Source organism: Bordetella saccharivorans (genome assembly GCF_045862855.1).
Lineage (GTDB): Bacteria > Pseudomonadota > Gammaproteobacteria > Burkholderiales > Burkholderiaceae_B > Bordetella_A > Bordetella_A petrii_F.
Genome location: NZ_BAAFZO010000001.1, coordinates 4,640,505 through 4,656,512, shown reverse-complemented (window position 1 = coordinate 4,656,512; position 16,008 = coordinate 4,640,505). Strand labels below are relative to the sequence as shown.

The 16,008-nt window shown below is 68.2% G+C and carries 14 protein-coding genes; 9 read left to right on the top strand and 5 right to left on the bottom strand.

From position 1 onward, the window contains the following. Window positions 1–39 precede the first annotated feature (39 nt). Genes ACKTT0_RS22275 through ACKTT0_RS22265 form a run of 3 tightly spaced genes read left to right on the top strand, consistent with a single transcriptional unit; the run spans window position 40 to window position 3,781 of the window. Window positions 40–711 (top strand): response regulator transcription factor, encoded by a 672-nt coding sequence (locus ACKTT0_RS22275; protein ID WP_028355795.1) that lies wholly within the window; start codon window positions 40–42, stop codon window positions 709–711. A gap of 50 nt (window positions 712–761) precedes the next feature. Next, complete coding sequence (locus ACKTT0_RS22270; protein WP_407851935.1) at window positions 762–1,883, top strand: sensor histidine kinase; 1,122 nt, start codon at window positions 762–764, stop codon at window positions 1,881–1,883. After that, window positions 1,880–3,781 carry a potassium transporter Kup gene (locus tag ACKTT0_RS22265; protein WP_407851934.1) on the top strand — a complete coding sequence of 634 codons (1,902 nt, stop codon included), beginning with the start codon at window positions 1,880–1,882 and terminating at the stop codon, window positions 3,779–3,781. The genes ACKTT0_RS22270 and ACKTT0_RS22265 overlap by 4 nt, the downstream gene beginning before the upstream one ends. A 108-nt stretch (window positions 3,782–3,889) precedes the next feature. Here the strand turns inward: ACKTT0_RS22265 and argG are convergent, their stop codons facing one another. Together argG and argF are read right to left on the bottom strand one after the other, a co-directional pair. Beyond that, entirely contained in the window at window positions 3,890–5,224 is a 1,335-nt protein-coding gene (argG, locus tag ACKTT0_RS22260; RefSeq protein WP_407851933.1) for an argininosuccinate synthase, read from the bottom strand. Between the two features lie 210 nt (window positions 5,225–5,434). Continuing rightward, a complete protein-coding gene (gene argF / locus ACKTT0_RS22255; RefSeq protein ID WP_407851932.1) occupies window positions 5,435–6,376 on the bottom strand; it encodes an ornithine carbamoyltransferase in 942 nt (313 codons plus the stop codon). Window positions 6,377–6,487: 111 nt separating this feature from the next. Between argF and ACKTT0_RS22250 the strand changes: the two genes are divergently transcribed. After that, complete coding sequence (locus tag ACKTT0_RS22250) at window positions 6,488–6,778, top strand: DUF3579 domain-containing protein (RefSeq protein ID WP_407851931.1); 291 nt, start codon at window positions 6,488–6,490, stop codon at window positions 6,776–6,778. Window positions 6,779–6,854: 76 nt separating this feature from the next. Here the strand turns inward: ACKTT0_RS22250 and ACKTT0_RS22245 are convergent, their stop codons facing one another. The 3 genes from ACKTT0_RS22245 to ACKTT0_RS22235 all read right to left on the bottom strand — a co-directional run bounded on the left by ACKTT0_RS22245 (window position 6,855) and on the right by ACKTT0_RS22235 (window position 9,950). After that, the gene (locus tag ACKTT0_RS22245; RefSeq protein ID WP_407851930.1) at window positions 6,855–7,811 is read right to left on the bottom strand and encodes a 2-hydroxyacid dehydrogenase; all 957 of its coding nucleotides are present in this window, start codon (window positions 7,809–7,811) and stop codon (window positions 6,855–6,857) included. An 87-nt stretch (window positions 7,812–7,898) separates the two neighbouring features. Beyond that, entirely contained in the window at window positions 7,899–8,870 is a 972-nt protein-coding gene (locus ACKTT0_RS22240; protein WP_407851929.1) for a Bug family tripartite tricarboxylate transporter substrate binding protein, read from the bottom strand. 81 nt (window positions 8,871–8,951) lie between these two features. Further along, a complete protein-coding gene (locus ACKTT0_RS22235; RefSeq protein ID WP_407851928.1) occupies window positions 8,952–9,950 on the bottom strand; it encodes a tripartite tricarboxylate transporter substrate binding protein in 999 nt (332 codons plus the stop codon). 149 nt (window positions 9,951–10,099) lie between these two features. Between ACKTT0_RS22235 and ACKTT0_RS22230 the strand changes: the two genes are divergently transcribed. The 5 genes from ACKTT0_RS22230 to araD all read left to right on the top strand — a co-directional run bounded on the left by ACKTT0_RS22230 (window position 10,100) and on the right by araD (window position 15,999). Further along, window positions 10,100–11,029, top strand: coding sequence for a dihydrodipicolinate synthase family protein (locus ACKTT0_RS22230; protein ID WP_407851927.1), 930 nt, complete (start codon window positions 10,100–10,102; stop codon window positions 11,027–11,029). Between the two features lie 64 nt (window positions 11,030–11,093). Beyond that, on the top strand, window positions 11,094–12,146 hold the full coding sequence (locus ACKTT0_RS22225) for an SMP-30/gluconolactonase/LRE family protein (RefSeq protein ID WP_407851926.1): 1,053 nt from the start codon (window positions 11,094–11,096) through the stop codon (window positions 12,144–12,146). Between the two features lie 45 nt (window positions 12,147–12,191). Continuing rightward, on the top strand, window positions 12,192–12,992 hold the full coding sequence (locus tag ACKTT0_RS22220; protein ID WP_094806913.1) for a FadR/GntR family transcriptional regulator: 801 nt from the start codon (window positions 12,192–12,194) through the stop codon (window positions 12,990–12,992). Between the two features lie 88 nt (window positions 12,993–13,080). Next, on the top strand, window positions 13,081–14,190 hold the full coding sequence (locus ACKTT0_RS22215; RefSeq protein ID WP_407851925.1) for an Ldh family oxidoreductase: 1,110 nt from the start codon (window positions 13,081–13,083) through the stop codon (window positions 14,188–14,190). A gap of 63 nt (window positions 14,191–14,253) precedes the next feature. Continuing rightward, window positions 14,254–15,999 (top strand): L-arabinonate dehydratase, encoded by a 1,746-nt coding sequence (gene araD, locus ACKTT0_RS22210; RefSeq protein WP_407851924.1) that lies wholly within the window; start codon window positions 14,254–14,256, stop codon window positions 15,997–15,999. Window positions 16,000–16,008: the final 9 nt, after the last annotated feature.

Sequence of the window (16,008 nt, the reverse complement as noted above, 5' to 3'; positions counted from 1 at the left end):
CGTTACCCGTCCGGGCCGTCTTCGCGCTAGAATCGCCGCATGCGAGTTCTTGTAATCGAAGACGACACGACCCTGGGGCACGCCCTCCAGGAGTTCCTGGCCGACCAAGGCTACGCGGTCGACTGGCTCACCGACGGTGACAAGGTCCTGGGCGCCCTGGCGGGGCAAACCTACGACCTCCTGCTGCTCGACCTCAACCTGCCGGGCCGCAGCGGGCTCGATGTGCTGCGCGAATTGCGCCACGACGGCAACCAGGTGCCGGTGCTGATCGTCACCGCCCGGGATGGCCTGGACGACCGCGTGGCCGGGCTGGATGCCGGCGCCGACGATTACGTCACCAAACCTTTCGACCTGCCGGAGCTGGCCGCCCGCGTGCGCGCCTTCGGGCGCCGGCGCGCCGGGCAGGCGCAGCCCCTGATCGAGGCCGGCACGCTCACTTTCGACACGGTCGGCCGCGAAGTGCGCGCCAATGGCCAGCGCCTGTCGCTCTCGGTGCGCGAGCTCTCGGTGCTGGAAATGCTCATGGCCCGTGCCGGCCGCGTGGTCACCAAGCGCCAGATCGTCAATTCCCTGTCCGCCTGGGACGCCGATTTCAGCGAGAACGCCGTCGAGGTCTACGTCTATCGGCTGCGCAAGCGCCTGGAAGGCACGGGCGCCAGCATCCAGACGGTGCGCGGATTCGGCTACATGCTGGACGCAGACCCGGCGTGAACGCCTCGCGCCGGCCTGCGCACCCTCCCGCCCGGCCGGCGCCTCCTTCCATGCCGGACACTTCTTCCCGCGATTCCGCCACGCCATCGGCCGCGCGCTGGAGCCTGCCGCGCGGCTCGCTGGCGCGCTACCTGGTGCTGCGGCTGCTGCCGCCGATCCTGCTGCTGGTGGCGCTGGACTTGCTCGCCACCTGGGTCATCAGCCACAAGCTCGATATGGCGGGCTGGATGCTCGAGGATTTCTTCTGGCTGATGGTGGTCGGCCAGGCCATCCTGGTGGCGGTGTTCGCCGGTGTCATCGTGCAGGGCGTGCGCTCGGGCCTGCGGTCGGTGAACCACCTCTCCGACGAGATCCGCCAGCGCTCCATTGATGACATGCAGCCGCTTGAAGTGGCGGGCGTGCCGGTCGAGATCGAACCGCTGGTCACCCACACCAACGACTTGCTGCTGCGGCTGGATGCCTCGCTGGCGGCGCAGCGGCGCTTTATCGGCCATGCCGCGCACCAGTTGCGCACGCCGCTGAGCGGCCTGCGCATGGAATCGGAATTGATGCTGGCACGGCCGTTGCCGGACGACGTGCGGGCCCGCGCCGAGCGCATCAAGGCAGTCAGCGACCGCATGATCCGGCTGGGGCAGCAGCTGCTGGTGCTGGCGCGCTCCGATCCCAACGCCCGGCCGCAGGACAGCTTCGTGCGCATCGACCTGTGCGAATGGGTGCGCGCCAGCGGCGCCGAATGGATACCCCACGCGCGCGCCGCGCAGTTCGAGATCGACCTGGCCGCGCCTGACCATCCGGTCTGGATCGACGGCGATCCGCTGCTGCTCGACGAGTTGCTCGGCAACCTGATCGACAACGCGGTGCGCTACGGCAAGGGGGGCGGGCGCATCACCCTGACGGTGGGCGTCAACCCGCCGTCCCTGACTGTCGAGGACGACGGGCCCGGCATTCCGCGCGACGAGCATGAACGCGTGTTCGAGGCCTTCTACCGTTCGCCGGGCAGCACGGCCGGAGGGTCGGGGCTCGGCCTGGCGATCGTGCGCGAAATTGCCCACGCCCATGGCGCCTGGTGGAAACTCACCAGCCGGCCCGAATACCCCGGCACCCGCTTGTCCGTCGTCTTTCCCGGCCCCCGCAAAGGGGCGCAACTGACCCGCCACGACCGCGCATCATGACACCGACACTCCCGGGCGCCGCGGCGCCGCATGGCCACAACCCGTCTTCGAAAGCCGCCCTGATCATGGGCGCGCTGGGCGTCGTCTACGGCGATATCGGCACCAGCCCGCTGTATACGCTGCGCGCCTGCCTGGTCGGCTTTGCCGACCTCGAGCCGGACCATATCCTGGGCGTGCTGTCGATCCTGTTCTGGCTGCTGATGCTGGTGGTGTCGTTCAAGTACGTGACGCTGGTGCTGCGCGCCGACAACCGCGGCGAAGGCGGCACCCTGGCGCTGCTGGAACTGGCGGTGCGCGGCCGGCAGGGGCGGTCGCGCTGGCTGCTGGTGGTGCTGGGCATATTCGGCGCCTCGCTGTTCTACGGCGACAGCATGATCACGCCGGCCATCTCGGTGCTGTCGGCCATCGAGGGCATCGGCATTGTCTCGCACACGCTCGACCCCTGGGTCGTGCCCATTTCGCTGGCGGTGCTGGTCTGTCTGTTCGCCATCCAGTCGCATGGTACCGGCGCCATGGGCAAGCTGTTCGGGCCGGTGATGGCCCTGTGGTTCGCCACGCTCGCGGTGCTGGGCGGCTGGCAGATCTGGCAAGCGCCCGAGGTGCTGGCTGCGCTCAATCCGGTGTGGGCGGTGCGTTTCGTGGTCGACTTCCCGCTCGGCAGCTTCCTGCTGCTGGGCGCGGTGGTGCTGGCCCTGACGGGCGCCGAGGCCTTGTATGCCGACATGGGGCACTTTGGCCGGCCGGCCATCCGGCGTGCCTGGTTCGCGATGGTGCTGCCGGCGCTGGTGCTGTGCTACTTCGGCCAGGGCGCGCTGCTGCTGCGCGAGCCGCAGGCCATTCGCAACCCGTTCTTCCTGATGGCGCCCGAATGGGGCCTGGTGCCGCTGGTGGTGCTGGCCACCATCGCCACGGTGGTGGCGTCGCAGGCGGTAATTTCCGGCGCGTATTCGGTGACGCGCCAGGCGGTGCAACTGGGCTTCTGGCCGCGCATGCAGATCCTGCATACCTCCGCGATCGAGAAAGGCCAGATCTACCTGCCTCAGGTCAATGCGCTGCTGCTGGTCGCCGTCCTGATCCTGGTCGCCCTGTTCCAGGATTCCGAAAACCTGGCGGCTGCCTACGGGTTCGCCGTCACCGGCACCATGCTGACGACCACGATCCTGGCTTTTTCGGTATTGCCGCGCGGCGCCTCGGGCGGCAAGCGGGCGCTGTGGCTGGCCGTGCTGGGCCTGCTGCTGGTGGTCGACATCCTGCTGTTCGGCGCCAACATTTTCAAGATCCACGAAGGCGGCTGGCTGCCCTTGCTGGTGGGGATAGTGGTATTCACGCTGATGATGACCTGGCGGCGCGGCCGCTACCTACTGGCCGAACTGCAGCAGCGCGACCGCCAGCCGCTCAAGGAATTCATGGCCCAGCTCGAGGAGTTCCCGCCGGCGCGGGTGCCCGGCACGGCGATCTTCATGACCATGAGTCCGGGCGTGGTGCCCGCGGCGTTGTTGCACAACCTGAAGCACAACAAGGTGTTGCACGAGCACGTCCTGTTCCTGACGATACGGGTGGCGGATGTGCCTTATGCCGCGCCGGAAGAGCGCTTCGAGCTGCAGCGGGTCAGCCCGTCGTGCTGGCAGGTGGTGGTGCACTATGGCTTCAAGGAAGATCCCGATGTGCCCGAAGTGCTGCGCCAGGTGGCCGAGGCGTATCCGGAGATCGACCTCGAGCCCATGCGGACCTCGTATTACCTGTCGCGGCAGACCGTGGTGGCGGGCCGCAAGCCCGCCATGCTGGGCTGGCGGCGCGCGATGTTCTCGTTCATGGCGCGCAACGCCACGCGCAGCACCAAATTCTTCAAGATCCCGCCCAATCGCGTGGTCGAGATGGGAATGCAGGTCGAGATCTGACCGAAAAAGCCGATGCGGCAGGGCCGGCCGGGCCTGCCTGCGGCATCAGCGAAAAGGGCCCGCCGATCAACGGCGGGCCCTTTGCAACAGCGCGGCCAGGCAGCGCGTTTACTTCTTGGCGTCCTTCAGCTGCGGCAGCGCGGCCCCGGCGGAGGGCGCCAGCAAGCCGGTCTGCACGTAGGTGAACAGCTTGTCCCGCGTATCGGTGATGTCCAGGTTGCGCATGGTGAGCTGGCCGATGCGGTCGGCGGGCGAGAAGGTGGACTCGCCTTTTTCCATGGTCAGGCGCTCGGGCTTGTACGTGAGATTGTTCGAGACCGTGTTCAGGATGGAGTAGTCGTTGCCGCGCCGCAGCTCGACCGTGACTTCGCCGGTGATGGCGCGCGCCACCCAGCGCTGGGCGGTCTCGCGCAGCATGATGGCCTGCGGGTCGAACCAGCGGCCCTGGTACAGCAGGCGGCCCAGCTTGCGGCCGTTCTCGCGGTACTGCTCGATGGTGTCTTCGTTGTGGATGCCGGTGACCAGCCGTTCGTAGGCGATGAACAGCAGCGCCAGCCCCGGGGCTTCGTAGATGCCGCGGCTCTTGGCTTCGATGATGCGGTTCTCGATCTGGTCGCTCATGCCCAGGCCGTGGCGGCCGCCGATGCGGTTGGCCTCGAGCATCAGCTCGACCGGGTCGCTGTATTCGACGCCGTTCAGGGCCACCGGCTGGCCTTCCTCGAAGCGCACGGTGACTTCCTCGGCCTTGACCGCGACATCGTCGCGCCAGAAGGCCACGCCCATGATCGGCTTGACGATCTTGATGCCGGAGTCCAGGTGTTCGAGATCCTTGGCTTCGTGGGTGGCGCCGAGCATGTTGGAGTCGGTCGAATAGGCTTTCTCGGCCGACATCTTGTAGTCGAAGCCGGCCTGCCGCATGTATTCGGACATTTCCGCGCGGCCACCCAGTTCGTCGATGAACAGCTGGTCGAGCCAGGGCTTGTAGATCTTCAGGTCGGGGTTGGTGAGCAGGCCGTAGCGGTAGAAGCGCTCGATGTCGTTGCCCTTGTAGGTGCTGCCGTCGCCCCAGATGTTGACGCCGTCTTCCTTCATGGCGGCCACCAGCATGGTGCCGGTGACGGCCCGGCCGATGGGCGTGGTGTTGAAGTACGTGATGCCCGCGGTGGAAATATGGAACGCGCCGGCCTGCAGCGCGGCGATGCCTTCGGCCACCAGTTGCGCGCGGCAGTCGATCAGGCGGGCATTCTCGGCGCCGTATTCCATGGCGCGGCGCGGGATGGCATCGTAGTCGGACTCATCCGGCTGGCCCAGGTTGGCGGTATAGGCGTACGGAATGGCGCCCTTGTTGCGCATCCAGAGCAGCGCCGCGCTGGTGTCCAGGCCGCCGGAGAAAGCGATGCCGACCTTCTGGCCGACAGGAAGGTTGGGGAGAATAGTGGTCATTGTGTGATCTAAAGCGCCTACGGACTGACGGGGGCAGGGCGGCAGCGTGCCGCGCCCGATGCGGTTCGACCCGGCATTTTACCGCTTTTGCGGGCGGGGGACGGAAGGCCCGGGGCGGGGTGTTCGAGATCGTCCGGCAGGTGTCTGATACCCCTGGGGTGTCAGACACCTTTACCGGGAGGTGTGTGGGCGCCAGGCGCCGCCGGAAGCTCAGTCGATCTGGCCGAGCAGCAGGAATTCCATCAGGGCCTTCTGCACGTGCAGGCGGTTTTCGGCCTCGTCCCAGACCACGCTCTGCGGGCCGTCGATGACTTCGCCGGTGACTTCCTCGCCGCGGTGGGCCGGCAGGCAGTGCATGAAGACGGCCTGCGGGTCGGCCGCGGCCATCATTTCGGCGTCCACGCACCAGTCGGCGAAAGCGGCCCGGCGCGCGTCGTTCTCGGCTTCATAGCCCATGCTGGTCCAGACGTCGGTGGTGACCAGGTGGGCGCCGCGGCAGGCCTCGATGGGGTCGGCGAACTGGCGCAGCACGCCGGCGGGCGGCTGGCCCACGCGCGTCGCATCGAGCTCGTACCCGGGCGGCGTGGAAACGTGCAGCGTGAAGCCCAGCATTTCGGCGGCCTGCAGCCAGGTGTACGACATGTTGTTGGCATCGCCGATCCAGGCCACCGTCTTGCCGGCGACCGGGCCGCGGTGCTCGATGTAGGTGAACAGGTCGGCCAGGATCTGGCATGGGTGGAATTCGTTGGTCAGGCCGTTGATGACCGGCACGCGCGAATGGGCGGCGAAGCGTTCGATGCGGGTCTGCTCGAACGTGCGGATCATGACGATGTCGACCATGCGGGAAATGACGCGCGCGGTGTCTTCGATGGGCTCGGAGCGGCCCAGCTGCGAATCGTTGGAGGTCAGGTTGATGACCGAGCCGCCCATCTGGTACATGCCGGCCTCGAACGACACCCGGGTGCGGGTGCTGGCCTTCTCGAACACCATGGCCAGGGTACGGTCGTGCAGCGGCATATGCGGCTCGTAGCGCTTGAACTTGTCCTTGATCAGGCGGGCGCGCTCGAGCACATAGGCGATCTCGGCGGAGGAAAAGTCCTTGAACTGCAGGAAGTGCCGCAAGGGGCCGTTCTGGGGCGTGGGAGGTGTCATGATGGAAGGGGCGAAGCCAAAAGACCAATCATATACAATTCGCGGCGCGGGTCGCATCTTTGGTGCGCGGCCGATCCAGGCTCCGCGCGCGCCGCCCGCAGTGAAAAATTCATGCCAAATCGCGTCAAACAATTCGTTATCCACGGCGTCACCGAAAGCGGCGCCCGGTTCCGTCCCAGCGACTGGGCCGAGCGGCTGGCCGGTGTGATGGCCCAGTTCCGTCCCCCGGGATCCTCCGGCAGCCATCTCACCTATTCGCCCTATGTGCTGCCGGTCATGATCGACGGCGTGCGCGGCATCGTGGTCGACCAGCGCCTGCGCGACCTGGAACCGCTGGCCTACAAGTTCGTGGTGGATTTCGCCCACGACAACAAGCTCAAGACCGAAGAGCGCGAAATCTGACGGGCCGCACAGCAAAAAGCCGCGAGGGATTCGCGGCTTTTTGCTGTGCGGTGGCCGCCGAGCGGCCGCGTGCCCGTCACTCGACCGGGGTCACCAGCTTGCCGGTCTGGAAATAGGCCTGCAGGTTCTCCAGCATGAGGTCTTCCATGGCCAGGCGGGTCTCGTAGGTGGCGCTGCCGATGTGCGGCAGCAGCACGGTATTGTCGCTGGCCTTGAGCGCGTCCGGCACATTGGGTTCGTATTCGAACACATCGAGCGCGGCGCAGCCCAGCTTGCCGCTTTCGAGGGCGGCCACCAGGGCCTGTTCGTCGATGACCGGGCCGCGCGCGATATTGACGATCACGCCCTTGGGGCCCAGGGCTTCGATGACCGCGCTGTTGACGAGGTGCCGCGTGCCGGCGCCGCCCACCGTGGCCACCACCAGGAAATCGGCCCAGCGGGCCAGTTCCACCAGCGAGGCTTCGTAGCCGTACGGCACGTCGCCGCGTTCGCGGCGGTTGTGGTACCGCACCTGCATGTCGAAGCCGTCGCCGCGCCGCGCGATGGCCTGGCCGATGCGGCCCAGGCCGACGATGCCGAGCTTCTTGCCGCTGACGCGGATGCCGAGCGGGATGCTGCCATGCACCTGGCCCCAGCGGCCGGCCCGCACGTAGCGGTCGCCCAGGCTCATGCGGCGCGCGCCGGCGATCATCAGGCCCCAGGCCAGGTCGGCCACGCAGTCCGTCAGCACGTCGGGCGTGTTGCTGACCAGCACGCCGCGCTGGCGGGCGGCCTGTACGTCGATGGTTTCGTAGCCCACGCCCCAGCTGCAAATGGCCTTGAGGTCGGGCAGGGCGGCGATGAGCTCGGCGTCGGCGCCGATCGACGCCGAGGTGACCATGGCCGTGATGCCCTGGCCATGTTCGGCCAGCGCCGCCTTGCGGTCGGCATGTTTCCAGAGTTCGAGAACGTCGTAGCCTTCGGCCAGGCGCTGGTTGGCCGAAGGAGAGCCGGACAGGGAGCCGACCTGGAGAATGCGGTGCTTGGTGGTCATGTCGTTGCGGAGTGGAGGTGGGAAAATGCAAATGCTACTTGATTCGGGGGCGCGGCGGCAGCGTGGCCGCGCCGGCCCCGCGCCAGGCTATTGCAACTGGATGCCGCCTTTGGTGATCACCTCCTTCCAGCGCTTGACCTCGGCCTGCTGGAACGCGGCGAATTCTTCCGGGGAGCTGGCCACGACTTCGAAGCCCAGGCCCTGCAGGGTCTTGGTCACGTCGGGCTCGCGCAAGGTGGTGCGCAACGCGTCCGAGAGCGTCTTGACCACCGGGGCCGGCGTGCCCTTGGGCACGGCGAACCCCTGCCATGAGTACACCACCATGTCCTTGATGCCGGCTTCGCCGAGCGTGGGGACGTCGGGCAGTTCGGGCACGCGCGCGTCGCCGGTGATGGCCAGGGCCTTGAGCTTGCCGGCCAGCACATGTTTCTGCACCGCGCCGAGGTTCTGGAACGAGACGTTCACCTGGGCGCCCAGCAGATCCGCGATGGCGGCCGCGCCGCCGCGGTAGGGCACGTCCACGCCGGTGGTGCCGGTGCGCTGGCGGAACAGGATGGCCGACAGGTGATCCGAAGAACCCGTGCCGGACGAGGCGTAGGTCACTTCGCCGGGATGCTTCTTGGCGTACTCGACCAGTTCCGCCACGGTGTTGGGCGGGAACGAGGGCGGCGCCACCAGGATGTTGGGGTTGCGCACGGCCTGGGTCAGGTACTGGAAATCCTTGCTGGGGTTGTAGGCCAGCTCTTTGTACAAGGCTTCGTTGATGGCGAAGGTTCCGATCGAGCCGACCATCATGGTATAGCCGTCGGCCGGGGCGCGTGCCAGCGCCTGGGCGCCGATGGCGCTGTTGGCGCCGGGCTTGTTCTCGGCCACGAAGCTCTGCCCGAGGATTTTCTGCAGGCCCGGCATGACCGAGCGGGCGGTGATGTCCGACGAGCCGCCGGGCACGAAGGGCACGATGATCGTGACGGGCTTGTCCGGATAGGACGCCGCGTGGGCGGCGGTGCCGCCCAGCACGGCAAGGCTGGCGGCGGCGATGGCGCAGATCAGTTTATTCACGATGTCTCCTGGTGCGCGTGTTGTTGGAAAGGCCGCCGGCCACGCGCTCCGGCGGCTTGGGAAACCCGGCGGGGCGCCCGGTCAGTCGACCCGGGCCCCGGATTGTTCGACCACCTTGGCCCACTTGGCGGTCTCGTCGGCCATGAGCTGCTTGAACTGCGCCGGTGTATTGCCCGAAGGCACGGCGCCCAGCGCGGCGAAGCGTTCGCGCACTGCCGGCTGCTTGAGGATGGCGGCCACGTCGCGCTGCACTTGTTCGACGATGGCCGGCGGCGTGCCGGCCGGCGCCAGCAGCCCGAACCAGCTCGATGCGTCGTAGCCCGCCACGCCGGCCTCGGCCATGGTCGGCACGTCCGGCAGCGCGGGCGACCGCTCCGTGGTGGTGACCGCCAGCGGCCGCAGCTTGCCGGCCTTGAGGAACCCCATGGAAGACGGCAGGTTGTCGAAAATCAGGTCGGCCGAACCGCTCATGACGTCCGTCAGGGCCGGGCTGCTGCCCTTGTAGGGCACGTGCGTCATCTTGGTGCCGGTCATGGCCTGGAACAGTTCGCCCGACAAATGGGTGGACGTGCCGTTGCCCGTGGACGCCATGTTGACCTTGCCGGGGTTGGCCTTCAGGTAGGCGACCAGGTCCGCCACCGAACGGATCTGGTGCCGGTCCGCGAAGGCGGGATTGAGCTCCAGGATGTTCGGCACGGGAATCACCAGGGTCACGGGGGTGAAGTCGCGCACCGGGTCGTAGGGCAACTGTGCATAGACCGACTGGTTGATGGCGTGCGTGCTGACGGTGCCCATCAACAAGGTGTAGCCGTCGGGCTTGGCGCGGGCGGCCTCGGCGGTGCCGACGTTGCCGCCGGCGCCGGCGCGGTTTTCCACGACGACCGGCTGCTTCCATTGCTTGCCCAGCTCGGCGGCCACCACGCGCGCGGCGATGTCGGTAGTGCCGCCCGCCGGGAACGGCACCAGGATGGTGACCTGGCGGCCGGGATAGGCGTCGGCGGCCGCCGCCGCGCCGCCCAGCAGCGTGGCGGCGAGACCCAGCCCGGCCAGCAGGCGGCGGGCAGAAAAATTGACAAGCATGTCGTGCCTCCTCTGTGCGCGTTGCCGCGCATCTTTGCAATGGGCGATCCTTCTTGTAAAACAAATATAGGTATTGAGCTTTTACTTGTCAACCAAGTATACTTTTTTCAAGCTTTCACCCGATAACCCAGGCTTTCCAGGAGTCCCGCATGAAAACCACCCCGGTCACTGCCGCCGACTTGCAGCGTTCCGTCATCGCCGTGCCGCCCTTGGCGCGCAAGCCCGACCTGTCGCTGGACACGGCGGCCAACAAGGCGTTGCTGCGCCATCTGGAGCAGGGCGGCGTGCGCAATGTCATGTACGGCGGCAATGCCAATTTCTACAACGTGGCGGTCAGTGAATACGCGCGCCTGGTCGATTTCCTGGCCGAGGCCGCCGGCGACGACACCTGGGTGCTGCCATCGGCCGGCCCGGACTACGGCAAGCTGATCGACCAGGCGGCCATCCTGCGCTCGCGCGCCTTTCCGACCGCCATGCTGCTGCCCATGTCGTTCCCGTACACGGATGCGGGGCTGGCCGACGGCATCCGCCGTTTCAGCGACGCGCTGGGCAAACCCGTGGTGGTGTATCTCAAATCGGCCGGCTACCTGGCGCCCCGGACAGTCGCCAGCCTGGTCGAGGAGGGCCGCATCGTGGCCCTGAAATACGCCGTGGTGCGGGATGACCCGGCCGACGATCCGTACTTGTCGGCCCTGCTCGCCGCGGTGGATTCGCGCTGGCTGGTCAGCGGCATCGGCGAGCGTCCGGCCATCACGCACTTTCGCCAGTTCGGGCTCAAGAGCTTCACTTCGGGCTCGGTGTGCGTGGCGCCGCGCGGCTCCATGCGCCTGCTGCGCCTGTTGCACGAAGGCCGCTTCGACGAGGCCGAGCAAGTGCGGGCGCGCTACCTGGGGCTGGAGGACTGCCGCGACGAAATCAGCCCGATCCGCGTGCTGCACGATGCCGTGACGCTGGCCGGCGTGGCCGACATGGGACCGATGCTGCCGCTGCTCACGGGCTTGTCCGCCGCGGAGCGCGAGCGCGTGGCGCCGGTGGCGCGCGCGCTGCTGGAATGGGACCGGGAGGCCGTCGCCGCCTGAACCATGGCGCCGGCCGGGATTGCCGCCGGCCCCCGCGCGCTCTGACAATAACAAGGAGACATCCATGCCTGAGGTAGATCTGCAGTCGTTGCCGGCCGGCGCGCCGGCGGATCCGGCGCGCCGCCGCCTGCTGGCGGGCGCCGCCGCGGCCGCGGCCGCCGCCCTGCCGGGCTGGGCGCAAGCCTGGCAGCCTGCCGCCGCGTATCCCGATCCGGCCATCGAGACGCTCGATCCGGCTTTCGATGCCTACCGGCTCTTCAACGCCAGCGTCGAGCGCATCGCCACCGGCATGCGTTGGGCCGAGGGGCCGGTATGGTTCGGCGACGGCCGCTTCCTGCTGTGGAGCGACATCCCGAACAACCGCATCATGAAGTGGGAAGAGGAAACCGGCGCCGTCAGCGAGTTCCGCAAGCCCTCGAATTATGCCAATGGCAATACGCGCGACCGGCAGGGTCGGCTGGTGACCTGCGAGCACCTGACACGCCGCGTGACGCGCACCGAATACGACGGTTCGATCACAGTGCTGATGGACAGCTACGAAGGCAAGCCGCTGAACTCCCCCAACGATGTCATCTGCCATGCGGATGGGTCGATCTGGTTCTCGGATCCGCCGTTCGGCATCGGCGGCAATTATGAGGGCCGCAAGGCCGTCGCCGAGCTGCCGCACACGGTCTACCGTATCGACGCGGCCACGGGCCGGGGCGAGGCCATGATCACCGGCCTGAAAGGCACCAACGGGCTGTGCTTTTCCCCCGACGGCAAGCTGCTATACGTGGTCGAGGGGCGCGCCACGCCGAACCGCCTGATTCACGTCTATGACCTGGGCGGCGACGGCCGTCCCGCCAATGGGCGCGTGTTCCTGGACGCGCAGGGCGGCACCATCGACGGCATGCGCTGCGACGCGGACGGCAATCTGTGGTGCGGCTGGGGCATGGGCGAGGGCAAGGACGGGGTGCGGGTCATTTCGCCGGGCGGCAAGCCGCTCGGCCACATTCACCTGCCGGAGCGCTGCGCCAACCTGTGCTTTGGCGGGGCCTCGCGCAACCGCTTGTTCATGGCCTCGTCGCATTCGGTCTACGCCTTGTACGTCAACGTCCAGGGGGCGCCGGGCGGCTGATCGGCCCGGCGGCGGCGCCCGTCGGGCCCGCACAGTGGTATATAGATGTCTCGTGGCACGGACAAGAAGGGGAGTGAGGTGATTCGCAAGAAAACGGCTGGCGCGCCGGCGGCCGCCGCGGCGGCGCCGGAGGCCGGCACGCTGGTCCTGGAGCGCGGCCAGCGCGTGCGGCTGGCCGACCAGCTGTATGGCCAGATCTTCGAGCAGATCGCCGACGGCAGTCTCAATGTCGGCGACAAGCTGCCCTCCGAGCACGAAATCTGCGAACGCTTCGGCGTGTCGCGGCCGGTGGTGCGCGAGGCGCTGCTGCGGCTGCGCGCCGACGGCCTGGTCACGGCCCACCAGGGCCTCGGCACGTTCGTCAGCCACCAGCCCGCGCCGCGCCTGAAGACCTTCAGCGACGTGCAGAACGTAGGCGCGTATCTGCGCGCACAGGAGGTCCGGGTCGCGCTCGAGGGCGATGCGGCGCGCCTGGCGGCGCTGCGGCGCACCGACGACGAACTGCGCAAGATCGCCGACGCGCACGCGGCCTTCATCGAGGCGCTCGAGCATGGCCATGTTTCGCCCGAGGCGGACCTGGCCTTCCACGCCAGTATCGCGCAGGCCACTGGCAACGACTACTACCTGGGCGTGCTCGAATCCATCCACGAATCGATCAGCGGCTTCATGCGGCTGACGCTGAGCCTGACGCGCACGGGCTCGCGCCAGCGGGCCCAGCGGGTGGCCGACGAGCATGCGGCCATCCTCGGCGCCATCCGCGAACAGGACGGCGAACGGGCGCGCGTGGCCATGCAGTTCCACCTGGGCCAGGCCCGGCATCGGCTGGTCGATCGCGAACGGGACTAGGGCCGGCGCGGCGCCGGCAGCATATCAACCAGCCGGCTGCGCCGCGAGCGGAGCCGGGCAGCGGGCAGCGACCCGAAGGAGACAGGCAGTGCAGGGCAGCAGTACGGAAGTGGCAAGAGTGCGCGCCGGGCAGGTGCGTGAGCAGATCATCAGGGTGCTCGCGGCCTGGGGCATGGCCGATGACCTGGCCGCTACCACGGCCGATTTGATGACCGAGACGGATCTGCTGGGCATCGACTCGCACGGCATTTCCATGCTGCCGTCGTACGAGGCCAAGCTGCGCGCCGGCACGCTGCGCATTGATGCGCGGCCGCGGGTGGTGCGCGATGCGGTCTGTACCGCGCTGCTCGACGGCATGGGCGGGCTGGGATACCCGGTGGCCGCGCAGGCCATGCACCTGGCGGTCGACAAGGCGCTGGCCCATGGCGTCGGCGCCGTGGCGGTGCGCAATTCGCATCATTTCGGCGCGGCCGGCGTCTACGCCCGCATCGCGGTGCGGCGCGGCACGGTGGGCCTGGTGACCAGCAGCGCCACCACGCTCATCATGGTGCCGACGCGCGGCACGGCGCCGATGCTGGGCACCAACCCGCTGGCCTTCGCCGCGCCGGCCGCGCAGAACGAGCCGTTCGTGCTGGACATGGCCACCACCACGGTGGCCGCCAACAAGGTCAAGGTGTATGACTTTCACGGCCGGACCCTGCCGGAGGGCTGGGCGGTCGACGGCCAGGGGCGCAGCGTGACCGACGCCGCGCAGGCCATGCAATACATTTTCGAACGTCCGGACGGCGGCCTCACGCCGCTGGGCGGCACGGCCGCGATGAGCAGCCACAAAGGCTATGGCCTGGCGGTCATGGCGCAGATCCTGGGCGGCACGCTGGGCGGCAGCGCCATGGCGGCGCGCCACGCGGCGGTGCGGCGGCCGGGCGAGCCGGACGATATCGGCCATTTCTTCCTGGCGCTGAACCCGGATGCGTTCCGCGAGTCCGGCTCGTTCGAGGAGGACGTGGACGACGTGATCGACACGCTGCATGACACGCCCGCCGCCGATCCGGCGCAGCCTGTGCTGGTGGCCGGCGAACCGGAGGCCGCCGAGCGCGCGCGCCGCCTGCGCGACGGCATCCCGATTCCCGCCGCGCTCGAGCAGCGCCTGCGCGCGTTATGCGAACGCGGCGGCGTGCCCTATCTGCTGGGCGCCTGAAGGCGCCCCCCGACATCCCGGCCGCCCGCCGGCCCACGACCAAGAGAAGGACTTCGCCACATCATGACCGACACACCCAAGCGCAAGCGCCCCGAGGACCTGCGCAGCCATCGCTGGTACGGCGTCAAGGACCTGCGTTCTTTCGGCCACCGTTCGCGCACCGCGCAGATGGGCTATCACCGCTCCGACTATGCGGGCAAGCCGGTGATCGCCATCATCAATACCTGGAGCGACATCAATCCTTGTCACAGCCATTTCAAGCAGCGCGTCGAAGAGGTCAAGCGCGGCATCTGGCAAGCTGGCGGCTTTCCGGTCGAGATGCCGGCCATGAGCCTGTCCGAGCCGTTCCAGAAGCCCACGACCATGCTCTATCGCAATTTGCTGGCCATGGAAACCGAGGAACTGCTGCGCTCGTATCCGGCCGACGGCTGTGTGCTGATGGGCGGGTGCGACAAGACCACGCCGGCGCTGCTGATGGGCGCCGCCTCGATGGACCTGCCCACCATCTTCGTGCCGGCCGGGCCGATGCTGCGCGGCAACTGGAACGGCCAGACGCTGGGCTCCGGCTCCGATACCTGGAAATACTGGGCGGAGCTGCGCGCCGGCAACATCACCGAGGCCGACTGGCAGGGTGTCGAGGACGGCATCGCGCGCTCGCCCGGCCATTGCATGACCATGGGCACGGCCTCCACTATGACGGCGGCGGTCGAAGCGCTGGGACTATGCCTGTCCGGCTACTCGTCGATCCCGGCGCCGGATTCGCGCCATGCCCAGATGGCCAGCCTGTCGGGCAAGCGCATCGTCGAGATGGTGTGGGAGGATGTCACCCCGTCCAGCCTGCTCAGCGCGGCCTCGTTCGATAACGCGGTGCGTACGGTGCTGGCGCTGTCGGGCTCGACCAATGCCGTGGTGCACCTGATTGCCATGGCGCGCCGCTGCGGCTTCCCGCTCGACCTCGACCGCTTCGACCGGCTGGCGCGCAGCACGCCGGTGCTGGCCAACCTGCGGCCGGCCGGCAAGTACCTGATGGAAGACTTCTATTACGCCGGCGGCCTGCGCGCCCTGCTGGTGCAGTTGGGCGACTTGCTCGACCTGCAGCAGAAGACGGTCGACGGCCGCACGCTGGGCGAGAACATCGCCGGGGCGCGCGTGTTCAATGACGACGTGATCCGCCCGCGCGCCCAGGCCCTGGTCGAGCGCGACGGCCTGGCAGTGCTGCGCGGCAACCTGGCGCCCGATGGTGCGGTGATCAAGCCGCCGGCCATGGAGGCGCGCCTGCAGACCCATACCGGCAGGGCAGTGGTCTTCAAGGACTACAACGACATGGCGGCGCGCATCGACGATCCCGCCCTCGATGTCGACGCCGACAGCGTGATCGTGCTGCAGAATGCCGGCCCGCAAGGCGCGCCCGGCATGCCGGAGTGGGGCCAGTTGCCGATCCCGCAGAAGCTGCTCAAGCAGGGCGTGCGCGACATGCTGCGCATTTCCGATGCGCGCATGAGCGGTACCAGCTACGGCGCCTGCGTCCTGCACGTGGCGCCCGAGTCGTATGTCGGCGGGCCGCTGGCCCTGGTGCGCGACGGCGACCTGATCACGCTGGACGTGCCCAACCGGCGCCTGGACGTGCAACTGCCGGAAGGGGAACTGGCGGCCCGCAAGGCCGCCTGGCAGGCCCCGCCGCCGCGTTTCGAGCGCGGCTACGGCGTGCTCTACTTGAAGCACATAGGCCAGGCCGATACGGGCTGCGATTTCGATTTCCTGCAGACCGGCCATCCGCAGGCTGGCGCCGGCGAACCGGAAATCCATTGACCGATTCCA

Excerpts from the sequence above, each read along its gene's own strand:
- ACKTT0_RS22270 (WP_407851935.1), top strand. The coding sequence starts at position 762 with ATGCCGGACACTTCTTCCCGCGATTCCGCCACGCCATCGGCCGCGCGC.
- ACKTT0_RS22265 (WP_407851934.1), top strand. The coding sequence starts at position 1,880 with ATGACACCGACACTCCCGGGCGCCGCGGCGCCGCATGGCCACAACCCG.
- ACKTT0_RS22230 (WP_407851927.1), top strand. The coding sequence starts at position 10,100 with ATGAAAACCACCCCGGTCACTGCCGCCGACTTGCAGCGTTCCGTCATC.
- ACKTT0_RS22275 (WP_028355795.1), top strand. The coding sequence starts at position 40 with ATGCGAGTTCTTGTAATCGAAGACGACACGACCCTGGGGCACGCCCTC.
- ACKTT0_RS22245 (WP_407851930.1), bottom strand. The coding sequence starts at position 7,811 with ATGACCACCAAGCACCGCATTCTCCAGGTCGGCTCCCTGTCCGGCTCT.
- ACKTT0_RS22220 (WP_094806913.1), top strand. The coding sequence starts at position 12,192 with ATGTCTCGTGGCACGGACAAGAAGGGGAGTGAGGTGATTCGCAAGAAA.
- araD (WP_407851924.1), top strand. The coding sequence starts at position 14,254 with ATGACCGACACACCCAAGCGCAAGCGCCCCGAGGACCTGCGCAGCCAT.
- ACKTT0_RS22250 (WP_407851931.1), top strand. The coding sequence starts at position 6,488 with ATGCCAAATCGCGTCAAACAATTCGTTATCCACGGCGTCACCGAAAGC.
- argF (WP_407851932.1), bottom strand. The coding sequence starts at position 6,376 with ATGACACCTCCCACGCCCCAGAACGGCCCCTTGCGGCACTTCCTGCAG.
- ACKTT0_RS22225 (WP_407851926.1), top strand. The coding sequence starts at position 11,094 with ATGCCTGAGGTAGATCTGCAGTCGTTGCCGGCCGGCGCGCCGGCGGAT.
- argG (WP_407851933.1), bottom strand. The coding sequence starts at position 5,224 with ATGACCACTATTCTCCCCAACCTTCCTGTCGGCCAGAAGGTCGGCATC.
- ACKTT0_RS22235 (WP_407851928.1), bottom strand. The coding sequence starts at position 9,950 with ATGCTTGTCAATTTTTCTGCCCGCCGCCTGCTGGCCGGGCTGGGTCTC.